Here is a 16,075-nt window from a genome sequence, read left to right on the forward strand (position 1 = left end):
ACATAAAACAACAGTATATACACCCAAAAACAGCAGGTTCCGGATCACTCCGAAAACCTGCTGTCCTGATTCGCTGACTATTATTATTTTACGATAAAAGATTTTCTCTTGCTGACAACATCGAAGATAACCGCTGCCAGAAGAACCATACCTTTAACAACCTTCTGGATATTCTGGTCAATACCCATGATACTCATGCCAAGATTCAGAACACCCATCAGAAGTGCACCAATGATAACACCAGGAACTGTACCGGTACCACCATAAGCAGAAGCACCACCAATAAGTCAATCACAGTCCTTCTCCTGTATGTTTTTCCTTACTGCTCGAATCTGCCCTTCATCTTCACTTCCTGCTCCCACACAGCGACCTTGCCGCGGGCAAACAGGCTGTTGATGTTGAGATTCTCATCCAGTACCAGAAGGTCTGCGTCTGCGCCTTCCGCTACACAGCCCTTGATTCCTTCTTTGCCAAGGAGTACGGCCGGAGTGCTGGTCAGAAGCTGTAAGGCATCCTCCAGCGGCATGCCCTCTCTTACCAGGATCTGGATGGTACGGTGCAGATACTTCGGGGACGCGTAGGTCAGGCCAATGCACTCGCCCTCTTCGTTGAAGCGCGGCTGGCTTCCGAACGCGTCACTGGACATGGTTACATGATCCAGGCTCACATCTTCGCGGTGCAACAGCTCATAGAGCTTCAGAGCATCGGATTCGACCTCCACATCATCGGCGCCGGTGGTGCAGTCAATGTAGCCGCCACGGCGCACCAGATCCGCGCCGGCATCAATCAGTCCAGGATTGCGTAAGATGTGGGTCGGCAGCAGGTTCTTGGCTGGAACGTCGGAATGATCCAGCACATAGAAAATCGGATCCAGTCTTCCCTCTCCGTCACCCATGTGCATGGTTACCAGGCCAGGGGTATTGCTGAGTAAGCCGGCTCTGCGCGCTGCAGTAGCCAGCGCGATCAGCTCTTCTCCGCCTGGGTTGGAGCTTCTGTGGTCCGATACCGCTACCTTCACACCGATCATCGGTGGAACCAGGATGATATCGCGCTCTACACTTCCGGTCAGGGTGGTCGGCGGGTAACCATAGGAACTGGTCAGAGTGTACACGGTCATGCCCTCTTCGGTCAGGGCGCGAGCTTTTGCGACCAGATTTTCCACACTGCGGGTTACGCCATCGGTTCCCAGAAGTCCGACTACCGTGGTAATACCATTTTTGAAGAATTCACTGAGCTGGGATTCCGGTACACGGGATGCCGGCCCCTGCTCTCCGCCGCCGCCTGTGATATGCACGTGCATGTCAATGTAAGCCGGAACAACGGTCTTTCCCTCCAGATCATAGGTTTCCACTCCCGGAAGTCCTTCATATCCCTCAATAGTATCCTGCATCAGAAGGATTTTTTCCCCCTCAATAAGGATATCTTTCTTTCCCAGTTTCTCCGGTGCGTACACATTCGCGTTTTTCAGTAACTTGATCATAATGTCAATTCTCCTGTCTCTTTCTTTTCCGCTTTTCTATTTCAAAGCTTCTGTCAGTCTGTCTCAAAGGTGCCTTTTACCAGTGCTTTTCCATACTCCACCATTTTCTGTCCACGGACAAATACCGTATCTACCAGAAATTCCTCATCCAGGATCACAAGATCCGCGTCGCTGCCCGGACGGATGCAGCCCTTTTTCGGGAATAATCCGTTGGCTCTGGCCGGGTTCTCCCCGCAGATGCGGATGGCTTTTTCCACCGGAACCCCTGCCTTTACAGCATCACGCACTTCCTCATGCAGGGAAGAAAGCCGTGTAACCAGAAGCTTTGCGCCGCCCCCGCCAATCACATGAACATGCTGGTCCACATAACCAGGAATTACCATTTTTCCATCTGCAGAAACAACTTCCACCGGAGCAGAAAGTTCCGGTGGATCGATGTGTTCTGCCACAGAAAATACTTTTTCATCTACGATCAGGATATCACGGATTCCTTTTGGATCCGGATCATACAGATTCGCGTTTTTAATCAAAAGCACTCTGGACATCGTATTTAGTTCTCCTTTTTCTTCTCATCATCGAGCTTGGCAATACCAAATCCGGTAAAGCCCCAGATGATTGCAAAAATCCAGCCGGTGTAGCACAGGATTGCCCATGGAAGGTAATCCAAAGTCTCTACGCCAAGGGTGGAAGCCATGTAAGCACCTGCTGCGGACCACGGGATCAGCGGTACAACTACGGTACCGGCATCCTCAAGGGTTCTGGACAGGTTCTTTGCCGCAAGCCCGCGCTCTTTGTAAGCGTCACGGAACATCTCGCCCGGAATCAGAATGGCAAGGTAAGAGTTACCGGTGGTCAGTGCCATGGTAATGCAGGCTGCAACGGTTGCGGTGATCAGCGCACCGGTACTCTTTGCCACGCTTAAGATCTTCTGGAGTACCACATCCAGACAGCCAGCCCGGCTCATGATACCTGCGAAGCAGAATGCGCAGAATACCAGAAGTGTGGTGCTCATAATGCCGTTCATACCGCCGCGGTTTAACAGCTTGGTTACGGCCTCGGAACAGGTCTCGGTGTCAAATCCTGCACGGTGGATCATGGATACATCAAAACCGTTTACGGTTGCCTTTAACACATCTCCTAACGCTACGTGCTGAATGAAGACACTCTCCAAGCCTGCTACAAAAGTAGAAAGAAGCATAACCGGAATGGTTGGCTTCTGAAGCAGGGAGCCGCCCAGCACGATCACTACCGGAATGATGATCAGCAGGTTCCAGCTGTACATGGAAGAAAGCTGGCTTAATAAAGTAGTAACGGTGTCAGAAGTAATATCTGCGCTTACATCTGCGTTCATACCAACAATGGCATATACCACCAGGGAAACGATGGTTGCTGGGACAGTGGTGTAGAACATATGTCCGATATGCTCATACAGTGTGCTGCCTGCCGCGATCGGAGCCAGGTTTGTGGTATCGGACAGCGGAGACATCTTGTCACCAAAGTAGGAACCTGCGATGCAGGCGCCTGCAGTAGCCGGAAGGGATACGCCAAGGGCGCTTGCGATTCCCATCAGGGCAACACCCATGGTTGCAACGGAACCCCAGGAGGTACCGGTAACAACCGAAACCACTGCCTCGATCAGGAACGCGGTAACCAGCATGAATTTCGGGTTTACGATCTGGACGCCGTAATAAATCATCATCGGAATGGTACCGGATGCCATCCAGGTACCAACCATAGCGCCAACACATACAAGAATCAGGATGGCAGGCATGCCCTTTGCGATCTTGGTGCAGATCTCATCCATCATCTCATCCCAGGTAATGCCTACACGGAACGCGATAAATGCTGCGATTGCAGCTACCATGATCAGAAGCGGCTCTGTGCTGTAGCCGAATACGCCTTTTCCGATGGTAAGGATCAGGAGCATTGCGACGATCGGTGTGATCGATTCCGCAAAAGTGGGCAGACGTTTGGCCCGTTCTTTCTTTTCTTTCATTTGTAGTTTCTCCTTTTAGCCTCCTTCGTGACAGTTTCACATTTTATCACGGCAGAGTATTAAGATTTGGACTTATTATATCAGAAAAGATAACGGGCAACAACTAAAACTTTATATTTTTTTATTTTCTTGTTACACGGGAGTTTGACACATTGAAATTCAAAAAAGTACCGCAAAGCCTTGAAACAGGCTTATTTTTTTGTCAAATTTTTATTTTTATTATATAGTAATATTTAGTGATATGTACTATAACAGTGGAAGCGGTAATTATTGTGCGTATAACAACATCAAAATCAAAAAATTCCGAGTCCTTTTATATCACTCAGTCCTATACAAATCCGGTTATTAAACCGCGCTTTGAAAGGAACTTATACTACAGAACAATTGCTCCATATTTTAAAAGACATAAAATTTGCAGATGTAGAAGAACAGGGTTTCATGCCGGTATATGAACGTCAGAAAATCACTGACGATCTCCACGAAACCTGTGGATTCAGAACAGACTATCAATTCATAACAAAACGGAAAATGAAAGGAATTCAGAAAAAAAGTAAGCGGAGATAAAACATTACTATGTTTCGTGTATGCAGATAAAAGTGCCACACCCCTTGTATTTGAAGGGCACTGAAAAACTTCCATTTCTTCTTAAGTGGAAGTTTTTCTTTTATATTATTTTCAAATCTTTACTTAGGAAAATCATAAAAAGCTATGGTTTACTCCATAGCCAGCTCATCTAATCTTACTATTCGTTTTACATTTGCTGTAAATGCCGTAAAATACATTTGCAGATGCATAGCAAATAAACCTCTCGAATCTGCTTTACGCAAACCGTGAGCTTCCTTTAGTTCTCCATTCTTTTCTTCTATCCTGTGCCGAATCTTCATTCGCTCCTGAAAATATTCGCTTTCTTCAAATTTAAGCCTTTCAAGATTTTTCTCGCTTGCTTGCGTGATACTGTAGCTTCTTGTTTTAGCGTTTGATCTTCCTACACGGCATTTTTCTCTTTGGGGACATTTCCGACACGTTACTTTGCTAAATATATATCTTAAATAAGTATTCCCATTTTTTGCCGTTCTTTTTTCTACACGCGTGGAAAGCTCTCCGGCAGGACACTGCAGCATCCCAGCATCTTTATTAAAGCAGAAACCTTCCTCAAGGTTCCCGTTTGCTGCAGCAGCTACTGCTGTATTGGTTCTGGCAATCAATGTAATCTCTTTTCCGCAGACTTCCAGATTGTCATCACTGACATATGCCATATCGCCTATAACTTCTGTAACTTTTATTCCATTTTCCTTCGCGTTTTCTATCAGTTTTGGTAATTCCTGCCCATCTGGTGCTCCTCCATCTGTTACAGTGATCCCCGCAATGAGACGTTCTTCAGTCATCGCAAGATGATTCTTATATCCATAGAACGTACTGGTTGCCGTTTTATGTCCAAACCGTGCATCTTTATCATCTTTGGATCGGATCTCTTTGAGCCGCTCATCTTCTAGTAGTTCTTTCATTTCATGAGAAAGTTTCTGTATCTTTTTATTTCCACAGGATTTTATTCCTTCCTCCAGAACCTGGAGTAGTTCCCTAGTATAGGCAATTTCTTCATCCAGTCCTGCTTCCAAAGAGGGTTTCTCAGGAAATCGCTCTGATAATTCAAAAGCTGTTTTATAAACCTCTTTCCGAAGTTGTTTGCTCATATCCCGCAGAATCTGCGTTGGAGATTTTGCCCAGACAGAAGCAATTGTATGGGTGGAATCAACGATAATGGTTCCCGATTTGATCAGATTTTTATCCAAAGCCTGTTGAATGGTTTCTTTTAACATTTCTTCCAGAATATCTTCTGTAATACGAGTTTTTCTGAATTTTGTGAGAAGACTGGGATCTATCATTTTTGCTTCTGGTTCCAGGTCAAGGAAAAATTTATATGCCATGTCCGTCTGGGCGCTGCTAATCAGGGCTTCGTCAGAAAGATCGTACAGTTTTTTCAGGAAAAGCAGTTTAAACATCATTTCTGGTTCCTTTGCCGGGCGACCGAAATTTTCACAAAAAAGCCCAATTCTTTTTTAGAATCAGACTTTTTCAGTGCCCTTTTAAATATGGTTTTGATTTGGTTTTGTAGCATAAAAAAATCTCCTTGTAGTTGTATTTGCATCGTGCAGATGCTTCTTTAACTACAAGGGCCGCTCTCACTACTTCTAAAAACCAATCAGTAGTGAGAGCGGCCGCACATTTGAGTTGAAGTGTCAACCCCTATTTAGGGAAAAACTAAAAAAGAGGTTAGACCTCATGTATAAGATCTAACCTTGAAAATTAACTAAATGACATTGACCAGTGAACAGTAACAAAATAACCTTACATAAAACAACAGTATATACACCCAAAAACAGCAGGTTCCGGATCACTCCGAAAACCTGCTGTCCTGATTCGCTGACTATTATTATTTTACGATAAAAGATTTTCTCTTGCTGACAACATCGAAGATAACCGCTGCCAGAAGAACCATACCTTTAACAACCTTCTGGATATTCTGGTCAATACCCATGATACTCATACCAAGGTTCAGAACACCCATAAGGAGGGCACCAATGATAACACCGGGAACTGTACCGGTACCGCCATAAGCAGAAGCACCACCGATGAAACATGCACCGATCGCATCCATCTCGAAGTTTGTACCTGCCTGTGGGTTGGATGAGTTCAGTCTGGCCATTGTCACCATACCTGCAATAGCTGCCAGAAGGCCCATGTTCAGGTAAGCAAGGAAATAAACCTTGTTTGTGTCAATACCGGAAAGCTTTGTTGCCTTCTCATTACCGCCAACTGCATAAAAATAACGACCTGTTGTAGTCTTGGAAGCAATGTATGTATAGATTGCGATGATCACTACAACCCAGAGAAGGGAATTCGGGATACCTTTGTACTGAGCAAGTCTGAACATGAATGCAAGAACAACTGCACAGATCAGAACCATCTTCACTGCAACACCACCGAAAGACTCAACACTGTAGCCTTTTTTTGCACGGTCTGCACGGTTTTTCATAACAAGTGCAACATAGACGATGCAGACAATAATGCCAACTACAAAACATGTTCTGTTAAATCCTTCACCTCCACCAAGGAAGTCCGGAATATAGTTATTGAACAGAGCCAGATAAGCATCCGGCATCGGGGCCAGGGTCTGTCCTTCCAGAACTACGTTGGAAAGGCCACGAAAAGCAAGCATACCTGCCAGAGTAACAATAAATGGAGGAATTCGTACATAAGCGATCCAGAATCCCTGCCATGCACCAATGGCAATACCCACAAGAAGCATCACGATCATAGTGAGATACGGGTTCATACTGTTGAGAACCATCATCTTACCACCGACAGCAGCAACAAAGCATACAACAGAACCAACTGACAGATCGATGTTACCACCTGTTAAAATACAGAACAACATACCGGTTGCAAGAATAAATACATATGCATTCTGGGCTACCAGGTTATTTACATTCTGCGGAAGAAGCATAACGCCCTTTGTGTTCACAGAAAACATGATCACAACAAATACCAGAACAATGACCATGGTATATTTTTTTAATATTTCTGAAAAACTAATCTTTTTCTCCATCTTCTTACTCTCCTTTACCTGACTTCACGATCCTGGACATGATCAGCTCAGATGTAGCTTCCTCACCACTTACCTCACCTACGAATCTGCCCTCGTTCATGATATAGATTCTGTCTGACATTCCAAGCACTTCCGGAAGCTCAGAAGAGATCATGATCACAGATTTTCCTGCTGCGACCAGGTCATTGATGATACAGTAGATTTCATATTTGGCACCTACGTCAATACCTCTTGTAGGTTCATCCAAGATCAGAATATCCGGCTCTGCAAACATCCATTTTGCAAGAAGGACCTTCTGCTGATTACCACCGCTCAGGTTTCCGACATTCTGCTCAACTGTCGGACACTTGGTTTTCAGTTTCTTCCTGTATTCCTCAGCAACTGCGTATTCTTTATCCGTATCGATCACTTTTCCATTACTGATACCGGACATGTTTGCAAGCGTAGTGTTCATCTTTATGGACTTGGAAAGGATCAATCCGTTTCCTTTTCGATCCTCTGTAACATAGGCGAGCTTGTTGTCAATAGCCTCCTGAACTGTATTCAGCTTCACTTCTTTTCCATTCATGAACACCTGGCCGGAAATCTTAGTTCCATAGCTCTTGCCAAAAATACTCATGGCCAATTCTGTACGTCCTGCTCCCATCAGTCCTGAAATACCGACAACCTCTCCTTTATGTACTTTAAAGGATACGTTATTTACCACCTTACGTTCTGTATACAGCGGATGATAAACATTCCAGTTTTTAACCTCCATGGAAACATCGCCAATCTTTACATTTGGACGTTTCGGGAACCGGTCTGTCATCTCACGTCCAACCATTCCCTGAATGATCCTCTGCTCAGAAAAATCGTCTTTCTTTTTATCCAGTGTTTCAATGGTAGATCCATCTCGGATAACTGTGATCTTATCTGCCACATAGGAAATCTCATTTAATTTATGTGAAATGATGATAGAGGTCATTCCCTGCTTCTTGAATTTCAGAAGAAGATCCAGAAGAGCTTTGGAGTCATCTTCGTTCAGTGATGCGGTAGGCTCATCCAGAATGAGCAGCTTTGCATTCTTTGCAAGTGCCTTTGCGATCTCAACCAGCTGCTGTTTACCTACACCGATATCCTTGATCAAAGTTCTGGAGGATTCCTCCAGTCCCACTATTTTCAAATATTTATCTGCTTCCCCATAAGTTTCATTCCAGTTAATGGAAAAGCTCCTGCCTCTTTCATTGCCCAGGTACATGTTTTCACCGATAGTCATATACGGGATCAGTGCCAGTTCCTGGTGAATGATCACAATTCCTTTATGTTCACTGTCTTTGATGGTGTTAAATTTACAGATCTCACCATCGTAAATAATATTTCCTTCATACGAGCCGTACGGATATATACCACTTAATACATTCATTAATGTAGATTTACCGGCACCGTTCTCACCTACCAGTGCGTGGATCTCGCCTTCCTCAACCTGGAGATTAACGTTGTCCAGTGCCTTTACACCTGGGAAAGTTTTGGTGATATTTTTCATTTCCAGAAGTATCTTAGCCAACTTAATTTCCCTCCCTTTCCACTGTTCATGCAGGCGGTTATGATCCCCGCCTGCATATGATAAAATTCTGTTCTTAAAAATCCACTTATTTGATCTGATCCTCTGTGTAGTATCCGGAATCGATCAGGATCTCTTTGTAGTTATCTGTTGTAACAACAACCGGATCGCAAAGGTATGTCGGGATGACACCTGTTCCGTTATCATAGGATTTTGTATCGTTCACTTCCGGCTCCTCACCTTTCATGATGGAGTCAACCATTTTTACTACTGCAGATGCAAGAGCTCTTGTATCTTTAAATACGGACATTGCCTGTTTTCCTGCTACAAGGTTCTTAACGTTCGGTGTATCACAGTCCTGACCGGTGATGATCGGATATTCTCCTGTGTAGGAAGCTGCCAGTGCATTCTCAACACCAAGGGCTGTGGAATCGTTGGAGCAGAGAACTGCGTCAAGGTTTGTTCCGTCAGAGTAGTTACCTGCGATGATGGTATCCATTCTGTCCTGTGCTTTTGCACTATCCCAGTTTGCGGTAGCAACCTGCTCGAACTCTGTCTGTCCGGATTTTACTACCAGCTTTCCGTCATCAATGTATTTCTGGAGAACATCCATTGCACCACCGAAGAAGAAGTTACAGTTATTATCACCAGGATCTCCTGTGAACAGCTCGATGTTGAATGGTCCGTCCTGATTGTCAAGATCCAGTGCATCTACCAGGTACTCGCCCTGTTTCTGACCTACTTTGTAGTTATCGAATGTTGCATAATAGGTTACTGCGTCGGAATTCATAAGAAGACGGTCATAGGAGATAACCGGAATTCCTTTTTCTTTGGCCTGTTTCAGTGGCTCGCCAAGGCTGCTTCCGTCGATGGATGCCACAACCAGAAGGTCGCATCCGTTTGCTACCTGGTTCTCAAGCTGGGAAACCTGTGTGCTTACGTCGTTGGATGCATACTGAAGGTCTACTTCATATCCTGCTGCCTCCAGCTCTTTCTTCATGTTCTCGCCATCCTGGTTCCATCTCTGGAGATCCTTGGTCGGCATGGTAACACCGATCAGTTTCTTGTCTGCTGCCTGTGCTGTTGCTGCCGGAACTACCACCATACCAGCTACCATTGTTGCGCAAAGAAGTGCAGATACCATTTTTCTTTTCATTGTAAAATCCTCCGTTTCATTATTTGTTTTTGGAATCACGTTTCCTTCGATGATGTTACTATAGCACAGGACTGTCTGGACATAGTTGGCAATGACAGAGACATTTTTTTGCAAAAGAAAAATGCCCTGCATCAGGCAAGACATTTTTGCACCAAAAATCTGCTATTGATTTTTGTCATAATTGTGTATTATTGCACATATGGCTACACTGCCACATTACTTGCAGAATTTCACCACCACATATATGCCGGTATGCAATCTGTTCTGCATTACTCTGTATCATAATCTGTATTGAGATATACTTCATCCCTTCTGTGGAAACCGCCGTCAATGATCACCTCATCAATATTATCCCTTGTAACGGCAACCGGTTCCAGCACCTTCGCCGGGATATCGTAGCTTCCATCGTTCATGGTATCTGTCACATCTGACGGAAGCTTTCCCTCTTCTGCCATCTTCACCGCATATTCAGCTGCCTGGCATGCCAGATCTTCGATAGATTTAAATGCTGTCATGTACTGGGTTCCTTCTACAATACGCTGACATGCAGCCAGATCACCATCCTGGCCTACCACGATCACCTGTCCGGCAAGCTGGTTTTCCGCAAGAACCTGTATCACCTGGCTGGCAATATCATCATTTCCACACATGATTCCCTTTACATCGGGGTACTCTTCCAGTGCCTCCTCCACATAATCTGCTGCCAGCTCCGCGACCCAGCCCTCACAGTTGGCTTCGTAAACCACCTTCAGATCACTGTTTTTCAGAGTGTCTTCAAATCCCTCTTTTACCATGTCCACATTGTTATCTGAAGCAGATCCCTGGACCATAAAAATCTTTCCGCCATTAGGGATCGCTTCCATCATGGACTGTGCCATGACCTCTCCGACTTTCCGGTTATCAAAGGAAATATACATGTCTGTATCCGCATCATTTACCATACGGTCATAGGAGATCACCCTGATCCCTACATTGTGGGCACGCTCCACAGCCTCAGATAATGCCTTGCAGTCTCTGGCAATGATCACGATCACATCCATATGCTTCTTGATAAAATAGTCGATCTGGCTGATCTGCTCTTTTGTATCTGCTCCCGCATCCTGAACATTCACTTCCGCTCCCAATTCCCTTGCGGTTGCCACGAATGCATCCCTGTCACGAATCCACCTCTCAATAACAAAGGAATCCACTGTAAGACCGATCTGAATTTTCTTTTCACCACTGTCTTCCTCTGTATCGTTTTCCTGTGCAGCTGTCTGCTTTATTTTTTCGGAAGCGCAGCCATTCAGCATCAATGTCAACAGACACAGCAAGATCAACAGCTTCCTGATCATTTTCCCCCCGCTCATATTGTCTACCTCAACCTCTCTCTGAATTCACTTGGTGTCACGCCTTCGTATTTTTTGAATATCCTGCTGAAATAATTGGGGTCGCTGTATCCGGATTCCGCACAGATCTCCTTGATGGAAAGCCCTGAATCCTTGAGAAGTTCTCTTGCATTCCGAAGCCGCACTTCTGTAAGATACTCGATAAAATTTCCTCCGGTCTCCTGCTTAAAAAGCTTGCTGAAATAATAAGGGCTGATATCCACCTCCCGTGACACCTCATCCAGTGAAATATCTTTTTTGTAATTGTCCCGAATATAGGACTTTGCTTTTTCGATAATAGAAACCGCTTCTTTTTCCCTTGCAATTTCCATGTTACTGCAGATTTCTGATGTTTTGCCCAGGAACCATTTTTTCATTCCTTCTATATCTGTATATTCCTGGATCTCATGAATATAATTTCTGCGGCAGCTGATCGCATATTTCACGGTACCTGCAAAAAAGGCCTTTTTTTCCACTCCCATCACAAGCTCCAGGATCTTGATGCGCATGTCCTCCAGATCTACTCCCGGCTGCTTCTCCATCCACCTGATAAATTCCTCGGCACAGCTTAAAGCTCCTGCCACATCCTTATCCATCACCCGCTTTTCATAGCGACGTTCCAAATCTCTTGGATATTCGCCGTCATATTTCTGTGCAGCCGGAACATCCTCAATATGTATAACATGGCTGGTGCTTTCCCGAAGTGCGATCATGGCCTCCTTGAAGGATTCTTTCATGGTGCTTCCCATCTCCTTCACCCGGCCGATACCACAGCGAAATTTACTGTCGATCCTGCTTTCCAGCTTATGTACCATGTTTCTGGTTCTTGTTACAACCTCCACACGTTCCTCATAGGACTCCCTGGAATTACGGTGCGGAACAAGCAGTACAATACGGTTTCCCATAATGGGTCCTACCAGACATTCAAAAAATCCCTGAGCGATTTCCCGGAATGTGGAATAAAATTTGTTTGCCTTCACACTGGCCCCCACCGCATTGGTAAGAACGCCATTTTCCGTGGAATCCCCGAATTCAGCCACGATCATATATCCATATTCTTCCCGGATATCCAGAAGCTCCCTGTAATTATCCTGATATGTCTGAAAATCATCCTGCAGAAGAATATTATTGATATATCCGCTCTCGATCATGGGTACAACTGTCTCCAGCTTTTCACGGATACGGAGATCATCGCTTCGCTTCTGTCTTGTGGAATCTACCTTTTCCATAGCTTTGGAGCATATTTCCAGAATCACCTTTTTGTTTACCGGCTTGGTAAGAAATTCCATAACTCCAAGATTTACCGCTTCCCTGGCATAATTAAATTTATCATAGGCTGTAATGATCACAAAGACCACAGATCTGTTAAATTTCTGAATTTCCCGGATTGCCTGGATCCCACTTAAGCCCGGCATCTGAATGTCCATAAAGCAGATATCCGGCGGATATTTCTCCGCCTCCTCCACAACCACACGGCCTGTCTTGGCTGTATGGATCTCACATTCATTTCCATAGTTAGAACTTATAATATTTTTCAGGGATTCCAGCATGATCCCCTCATCATCAGCAATCAGGATTCTGTACATTTTTTTCGCTCCTCTCCAGAGGAATATTGATCACTACCTCTGTTCCCATTCCTTCACCTTCACTGTATATTTCCATTAATCCGTCCCGCTCATAATATAGTTCCAGACGGCTGATCACATTATTCATTCCGATTCCCGTGGAATCACCCTCGCCTGAACTGCTGTGGACTTTTTTTGACAGTACTCTTTGTATCTGTTCTCCGGTCATGCCCAGTCCGTTATCCCGAACACTGATCTCAATATGGTCGTTCCATTTCTCCACACTGAGATCAATATGTCCTTCCCAATCTATATTCCGGATTCCATGATTGACTGCGTTTTCCACAACCGGCTGCAGGATCATACTGGGAACACGTACATTTTCCACATCACATTCCACTTTTTTTGAAAAATGGATGTCCCCGGCAAACCGTACATTCAGAATATAAATGTAATTGTCCACAGCCTCCAGTTCTTCCTCCAGTGTGGCATCTTCCTCACCCTTCTTTACATTGTAGCGAAAAAAATCTGCCATCTTTTCCACAAAGATACTGGTTTTTTCTGCATCCTCCATCATTGCAAGCTGTACTCCTGCATTCAGGGAATTAAAAAGGAAATGCGGATTGATCTGAGACTGGAGATACTTAAGCTGTGCCTCCTTGAGATGTGTTTCCATCAAAAGCTCCCTCTCTATCATCTGCTGTTCTTTTTCCATGCTGGCCTTTGTCCTGGCAATGTAAAGACCAAGATTATCCACCATGGTATTAAAGGCTCTTGTTACCGTTCCAAGCTCATCCCTGGAATCTGCTGGGGGCATCTTTACATTAAAATTCCCCTGACCTACCAGCTGTGCAGTTTCTGCCATATTAGTCAGCGGCAGGAACATCTCCCTTGTTGCCATGATCAGAAGGAACATCCCACAGATCACCACCAGAAGCATGATCATCATATTACTGATCTCCAGATATCTCATAACCGCCCGGAGAGCTGCATAAGTCTGGGAATTTTCTTTAAAAAGCTGCTTGTTCAGCTCATCCATAGAACTCTGGATATAACTGTAAAGCTCCAGACTTTCATCATATTCCTGCTTATATTTCTCCACATTCCTGCCTCTCTTGGCAGCTACAGTTCCTGCGGTACAGGAAAGATATGATTCCGACATCTTACGTATCTTCTTCTCCAGAAGTTTTACGGAATCATCAATATTCCGTTCATTTAACTTCTCCAGCTCCTGCCTGTATTTCGCCTCATTCTGATAATAATCCATCAGTGCCTGGGAGCTTTTTACCTTCAGATACTGGTACATACTGTCCTGCACATCGTCAAAAACCTGCCCAAGCTCTGTGATCTGGGCATTGCTGGCATACACATCATCCATCTCCTGCATGGAGTTGTTGATCCGCGCATAAAACAGCATGTTGATGCTGAACAGTAAAACTGCCAGCACGCCAACCTCGATCATGATCTTGCTTACAAGAGAAAAGTCACTCCAACGGATCTTTTTCATCTGTGACTGCCTCCCTCCTCATCTTCTTCACTGCTATTCTGTCAAGAAAATTAATGTCTACGTTGTAGAAAGAATTGGTTCTTCCATCTTCTATATAGCTGGTAACTGCCTCCACACTGTACTGTCCCAGCTGGGTCGTGTCCACATCACAGGTAACTGAAATAACACCTTTTTCAACTGCCGCCAGAATATCCTCAGATGTATAATAACCAATGATCTTCACTTTTCCTGCAAGGTTGAAATCCAGAATTGCCTGTCTTGCACACTCCGTTGTCTCCTCATCCATACACACAAGGATATCCGGAACATTCCGCTTCTGCTGAAAAATATCAGTAACTGCCTCCTCTGTTTCAAAGGTTCCTGTTGACAGAAGATTCCTTCCCTTGATCTCAATATCCTCAGAACCAGCTGCCATCTTCACCGCATTGCTGATCTGAGTGTATATCTGACTTTCGTTCATATCATCAATGTCCCGTTTCTGCAGGATCAGGATCTTCTTCGTGTTCTCATCCACGTATTTGGCAACAATTTCCCCGTAAGCCATGCCAAGCTGATAATCGCTGACTCCCACAAAGCTCTGGCGGCGGCTGTGCACCGCATCACTCATGACTGTAACCACCGGTATTCCTTTTCTTACTGCAGTATTGATTGCTTCTTCCAGACCGGCTTCTCCATTATACTGCAGGATAATACCATCCGCCTTGGCCGCAATGCTCATATTCATATAATCAAGTTTATCATAGGATGTTTCTCTGTCCGGCCCCATGATCTCAATCAGTACATTATTCTGAGCTGCTTTTTTCTTCGCACTGTCATATACTGCCTGCCAGAACTGGGAATCGGGGCTGTCCACGATCATGTCGTACTGGTATTTATATATTTTCTCTTCCTGTTTATCCAACCCTGCTTTTTCACTGATTCCTCTGTAATAGGATTCTCCTGTCACATAAGTAAGTACTATCACGGCAGCAAAGATCAGCAGGATACAAACTGATTTTTTCTTCATAGTACACTCCGTTCTGTTTCGCAAAATATTCAAAGTTTAGTTTATCATAATTCCACAGAAAAGTCACTGCTTAACATGGATTTTCTGTGCACTTTCATGTTATATTAATAACTATAACCTTGCCAAAGGAGGCCGCAAGACATGACAAACGCAACCAAGCTTGCCCTGGAAGAATCCCTGAAACATCTGCTTCTTAAGAAGCCTTTAGATAAGATCACCATCAACGACCTGACTACGGACTGCGGGATCAGCCGCATGACTTTTTACTATCATTTCAAAGATATCTATGATCTTGTGGAGTGGTGCTGTCTGGAAGATGCCAGAATTGCCCTTCAGGGCAAAAAAACCTCTTCCACATGGCATGAAGGGCTTCTGCAGATCTTTGATGCCGTGATGGAAAACAAGCCGTTTATCTTAAATGTATACCGCTGCGTGGGGCGGGAACAGATCGAGAATTATCTGTTCCAGCTTACCTGCGATCTTCTTATGGGCGTGGTAACAGAAAAATCAAAAGATATCCCCATCACGGATGAACAGAAAATTTTTATCGCAGATCTGTATAAATACAGCTTTGTAGGGATCATGCTGGACTGGATCAAAAACGGCATGCGCGAAGATTATCGCGAAATCGCAGATGATACCGCAACCGCACTGTATGGAAGCATCGACAACGCCATCCGCAATTTTGCCGCCAGAAACAAAACAACAGAAATGCATACAGAATAAAAACTTATCAAAACAGACATAATGATAAAAAACTGAACACTTTCGGTATTTTGTAAATAGATTCTTTTTTCCGGATGGGCTATCATAGCCTCAACAGCAACAAAGAACAGTTAATCCGATACAAA

Annotated in this window: 12 protein-coding genes and 1 pseudogene; 1 reads left to right on the forward strand and 12 read right to left on the reverse strand. The window is 44.6% G+C overall.

Annotated features, from left to right (window positions below; all coding sequences use genetic code 11):
• Positions 1 to 83: 83 nt before the first annotated feature.
• The 12 genes and pseudogenes from DW694_RS07805 to DW694_RS07865 form a co-directional block, all read right to left on the reverse strand.
• Positions 84 to 284, reverse strand: a pseudogene (locus tag DW694_RS07805) (sugar ABC transporter permease); the annotation flags it as partial.
• Between the two features lie 35 nt (positions 285 to 319).
• Positions 320 to 1,480, reverse strand: coding sequence for a beta-aspartyl-peptidase (gene iadA / locus DW694_RS07810; RefSeq protein ID WP_118752806.1), 1,161 nt, complete (start codon positions 1,478 to 1,480; stop codon positions 320 to 322).
• Positions 1,481 to 1,533: 53 nt separating this feature from the next.
• On the reverse strand, positions 1,534 to 2,025 hold the full coding sequence (locus DW694_RS07815; protein ID WP_015526032.1) for an amidohydrolase family protein: 492 nt from the start codon (positions 2,023 to 2,025) through the stop codon (positions 1,534 to 1,536).
• A 5-nt stretch (positions 2,026 to 2,030) separates the two neighbouring features.
• Complete coding sequence (gene nhaC, locus DW694_RS07820) at positions 2,031 to 3,476, reverse strand: Na+/H+ antiporter NhaC (RefSeq protein WP_015526033.1); 1,446 nt, start codon at positions 3,474 to 3,476, stop codon at positions 2,031 to 2,033.
• A 713-nt stretch (positions 3,477 to 4,189) separates the two neighbouring features.
• Positions 4,190 to 5,527, reverse strand: coding sequence for an IS1182 family transposase (locus DW694_RS07830; protein ID WP_227574384.1), 1,338 nt, complete (start codon positions 5,525 to 5,527; stop codon positions 4,190 to 4,192).
• Positions 5,528 to 5,907: 380 nt separating this feature from the next.
• A complete protein-coding gene (gene mmsB / locus DW694_RS07835) occupies positions 5,908 to 7,083 on the reverse strand; it encodes a multiple monosaccharide ABC transporter permease (protein ID WP_059086778.1) in 1,176 nt (391 codons plus the stop codon).
• Between the two features lie 4 nt (positions 7,084 to 7,087).
• The gene (mmsA, locus tag DW694_RS07840) at positions 7,088 to 8,605 is read right to left on the reverse strand and encodes a multiple monosaccharide ABC transporter ATP-binding protein (RefSeq protein ID WP_353615807.1); all 1,518 of its coding nucleotides are present in this window, start codon (positions 8,603 to 8,605) and stop codon (positions 7,088 to 7,090) included.
• A gap of 106 nt (positions 8,606 to 8,711) precedes the next feature.
• Positions 8,712 to 9,779 (reverse strand): multiple monosaccharide ABC transporter substrate-binding protein, encoded by a 1,068-nt coding sequence (gene chvE, locus DW694_RS07845; RefSeq protein WP_114002232.1) that lies wholly within the window; start codon positions 9,777 to 9,779, stop codon positions 8,712 to 8,714.
• Positions 9,780 to 10,048: 269 nt separating this feature from the next.
• Entirely contained in the window at positions 10,049 to 11,128 is a 1,080-nt protein-coding gene (locus DW694_RS07850; RefSeq protein ID WP_227752228.1) for a substrate-binding domain-containing protein, read from the reverse strand.
• A 5-nt stretch (positions 11,129 to 11,133) separates the two neighbouring features.
• On the reverse strand, positions 11,134 to 12,732 hold the full coding sequence (locus DW694_RS07855; RefSeq protein ID WP_118752807.1) for a helix-turn-helix domain-containing protein: 1,599 nt from the start codon (positions 12,730 to 12,732) through the stop codon (positions 11,134 to 11,136).
• Positions 12,710 to 14,218 (reverse strand): histidine kinase, encoded by a 1,509-nt coding sequence (locus tag DW694_RS07860; RefSeq protein WP_118752808.1) that lies wholly within the window; start codon positions 14,216 to 14,218, stop codon positions 12,710 to 12,712. Before DW694_RS07860 ends, DW694_RS07855 begins: the two co-directional genes overlap by 23 nt.
• A complete protein-coding gene (locus tag DW694_RS07865) occupies positions 14,196 to 15,224 on the reverse strand; it encodes a substrate-binding domain-containing protein (protein WP_118752809.1) in 1,029 nt (342 codons plus the stop codon). Before DW694_RS07865 ends, DW694_RS07860 begins: the two co-directional genes overlap by 23 nt.
• A 141-nt stretch (positions 15,225 to 15,365) precedes the next feature.
• Here DW694_RS07865 and DW694_RS07870 point away from each other — a divergent pair, with 141 nt between their 5' ends.
• Positions 15,366 to 15,950, forward strand: coding sequence for a TetR-like C-terminal domain-containing protein (locus tag DW694_RS07870; RefSeq protein ID WP_118752810.1), 585 nt, complete (start codon positions 15,366 to 15,368; stop codon positions 15,948 to 15,950).
• The last annotated feature ends 125 nt before the right edge of the window (positions 15,951 to 16,075 follow it).

The sequence above is a fragment of the Ruminococcus sp. AM26-12LB genome (genome assembly GCF_003480785.1).
Classification (GTDB): domain Bacteria; phylum Bacillota; class Clostridia; order Lachnospirales; family Lachnospiraceae; genus Blautia_A; species Blautia_A fusiformis.

What these genes read in the sequence shown, in the direction of transcription:
- DW694_RS07870 (WP_118752810.1), top strand. Translation starts at nt 15,366, where the DNA reads ATGACAAACGCAACCAAGCTTGCCCTGGAAGAATCCCTGAAACATCTG.
- DW694_RS07855 (WP_118752807.1), bottom strand. Translation starts at nt 12,732, where the DNA reads ATGTACAGAATCCTGATTGCTGATGATGAGGGGATCATGCTGGAATCC.
- DW694_RS07815 (WP_015526032.1), bottom strand. Translation starts at nt 2,025, where the DNA reads ATGTCCAGAGTGCTTTTGATTAAAAACGCGAATCTGTATGATCCGGAT.
- DW694_RS07860 (WP_118752808.1), bottom strand. Translation starts at nt 14,218, where the DNA reads ATGAAAAAGATCCGTTGGAGTGACTTTTCTCTTGTAAGCAAGATCATG.
- iadA (WP_118752806.1), bottom strand. Translation starts at nt 1,480, where the DNA reads ATGATCAAGTTACTGAAAAACGCGAATGTGTACGCACCGGAGAAACTG.
- chvE (WP_114002232.1), bottom strand. Translation starts at nt 9,779, where the DNA reads ATGAAAAGAAAAATGGTATCTGCACTTCTTTGCGCAACAATGGTAGCT.
- mmsA (WP_353615807.1), bottom strand. Translation starts at nt 8,605, where the DNA reads ATGAAAAATATCACCAAAACTTTCCCAGGTGTAAAGGCACTGGACAAC.
- mmsB (WP_059086778.1), bottom strand. Translation starts at nt 7,083, where the DNA reads ATGGAGAAAAAGATTAGTTTTTCAGAAATATTAAAAAAATATACCATG.
- DW694_RS07850 (WP_227752228.1), bottom strand. Translation starts at nt 11,128, where the DNA reads ATGAGCGGGGGGAAAATGATCAGGAAGCTGTTGATCTTGCTGTGTCTG.
- nhaC (WP_015526033.1), bottom strand. Translation starts at nt 3,476, where the DNA reads ATGAAAGAAAAGAAAGAACGGGCCAAACGTCTGCCCACTTTTGCGGAA.
- DW694_RS07865 (WP_118752809.1), bottom strand. Translation starts at nt 15,224, where the DNA reads ATGAAGAAAAAATCAGTTTGTATCCTGCTGATCTTTGCTGCCGTGATA.